Here is a 1478-nt window from a genome sequence, read left to right as displayed (position 1 = left end):
TGCAGCGCGCGCCCGAGTCGCTGGCCATGCGCAGCGCCGAGGCCTCGCTGGCCCTGCGCAACGGCAACCTGCGCCAGGCGCGCAGCTTGCTGGTGGCCCTGCTGCGCGACAAGGACCCACGCGGCTGGCGCTTCGCGCTGATCGCCATGGTCAGCGGCAACCGCGATCCGGAGGTGGCGGCCAAGGCACTGGACCAGTTGCTCGACGCCAATGCCATCCCCGACCAGCTCGAGGCCTGGCAGGAATTCGGACGCCTGGCGCTGCGCCTGGACCAGCCCAAGCTGGCCGAGCGCATCGTCGACCAGTTGGTCAAGCGCTTCCCGCAGGAGCCGCGCGTGGCGCTGCTGCATGCCACCCAGCTGCAGCAGGCGGGCAAGATCGAACAGGCGCGCGCGTTGCTGCAGGGCGTGGAGCCCAAGGTGTCCGGCGACCCGGAACTGCGCACCGCGCTGGCCTATGCCTACGACGCCATCGGCGACACCGCCGCCGCGGCGCGGGTGCTGGCGCTGGGGCCGCAGACCACCCAGAACTACGGCCTGCGCGCCTCGATGCTGGCCAAGCTGCAGGACAATGCGGCGTTGACCGCGCTGTACGACGAGCTGCGCAAGGGTGCCGACCGGCCCGATCCGGAGCGGCGCCTGCTGCTCGGCAAGATCGCCGAGTTCCTCAAGCGCAACCAGGAAGCGGTGGACTGGTATCGCGGCGTGCCGGGTGGCCCGCTGCGTAGCGAAGCGCGGCTGCGCGCCGCCGGCGCGCTGTACGCGCTCGGCCAGAAGGACGCGGCCTTTGCCGAGGCGCGCGCGCTGCAGGACGATGCCGAGGCCGACGATGCCGCGCGCCGCGATGCCTACGTGCTGGAGGCGGAACTGCGCCAGCGCAGCGGCGACGACGCCGGCGAGTTGCAGGTGTTCGAACGCGGCCTGGCCGCGTATCCGGACGACAACGCGCTGCTGTACGCACGCGGGCTGTCCTGGGAGCGTCGCGACCGCATCGACCGCGCCGAGGCCGATCTGCGCAAGATCCTGGTCACCGACCCGGAGAACGTGGCGGCGCTGAACGCGCTCGGCTACACCCTGGCCGACCGCACCAAGCGCTATCGCGAGGCGCTGCAGTTGATCGACCGCGCCCGCACCGCCGATCCCGACAATGCCGCGATCATCGACAGCTACGGCTGGGTGCTGTACCGGCTCGGCAAGACCCAGGAGGCGCTGGTGCAACTGCGCCGCGCCTGGAGCCTGGTGAAGGATCCGGAGATCGCTGCGCACATCGGCCAAGTGTTGTGGGAGCAGGGCAAGCACGAGGAGGCCAACAAGTACTTCGACGAGGCGCGCAAGCTCGATCCCGACAATCGCGCGCTGCGCCGCGCCCTGGACAAGGTGGCGCCGTGACCGCCGGCCTGCGCACCGCCTGGGCGCTGGCCGCCGGGCTGCTGCTGGCCGGTTGCAGTGCGCTGCCGACCCGCACCCCGTCGCCGGTCG

1 protein-coding gene is annotated in these 1478 nt (G+C 71.8%); it reads left to right on the top strand.

Translation table 11 applies throughout. The features are described from left to right. Positions 1–1388 (top strand): tetratricopeptide repeat protein (locus tag D183_RS0110315; protein WP_017908917.1); only part of this gene is annotated, 1388 nt, incomplete at its 5' end. Between the last annotated feature and the right edge of the window lie 90 nt (positions 1389–1478).

This window comes from Xanthomonas sp. SHU 199, from assembly GCF_000364665.1.
GTDB lineage: Bacteria > Pseudomonadota > Gammaproteobacteria > Xanthomonadales > Xanthomonadaceae > Xanthomonas_A > Xanthomonas_A sontii.
This window is presented reverse-complemented; position numbering and strand designations above follow the sequence as displayed.